This is a genomic window from Mycolicibacter sinensis, assembly GCF_001673565.1.
GTDB lineage: Bacteria > Actinomycetota > Actinomycetes > Mycobacteriales > Mycobacteriaceae > Mycobacterium > Mycobacterium sinense_C.
Window position 1 is genome coordinate 1 of record NZ_LZMF01000085.1, and the last position, 567, is coordinate 567.

Consider the following 567-nt stretch of genomic DNA (forward strand, 5'->3'; position numbering starts at 1 on the left):
CGCGGTGTCGGCCAGCAGGGCCACCTGCGCGAGCGTCGTCTGGACGACCGGAGTTCCGGCGACGCCGGCAGCGATGACGCCCGCGACCGCGACCGGAGCGAAAACTTTGGTTACGTTCATTGCGACACACCTTGAACTTATGTAAGAGCTCGCAGACAGGACGGGTGACGCGCTGATAGTGGCATTCTCGCGCGACGAGAGTCAATGGACGCGCGGGCTGTGCCTGGCCAGCCCGCTCCAGGACCCTGGGCGGCGTTGACTTCCGCCAAGCGGCCCTGCCATGATCGCCCTCAGGCAATCTTTAGCTTCTGCGGTGAAGGGACGTCCCGTGATGCTCACCAAGGCCTTCGCGCCGATCGCGATTGCCGGCACCGTGGCAGGCGGTGTGCTTGCCGCCGCGCCGGTCCACGCCACCTACGCCGCCGTCAACCTGCTCGCCGACACCGCGATCTTCGTCGGCGGGACCATGTTGCCCACGCCCTCGGCGGCGTTCGCCCAGACCGCGGCCGACCTGTTCCTCAACCCGCTGGGCTTCGACGCCGGTGACGATCCGACGGTGTGCGTGAT

Annotated in this window: 1 pseudogene; it reads left to right on the plus strand. The window is 67.5% G+C overall.

Annotation, left to right across the window (positions count from 1 at the left end):
• Positions 1 to 313 precede the first annotated feature (313 nt).
• A pseudogene (locus A5648_RS25100) lies at positions 314 to 567 on the plus strand (PE-PPE domain-containing protein); the annotation flags it as partial.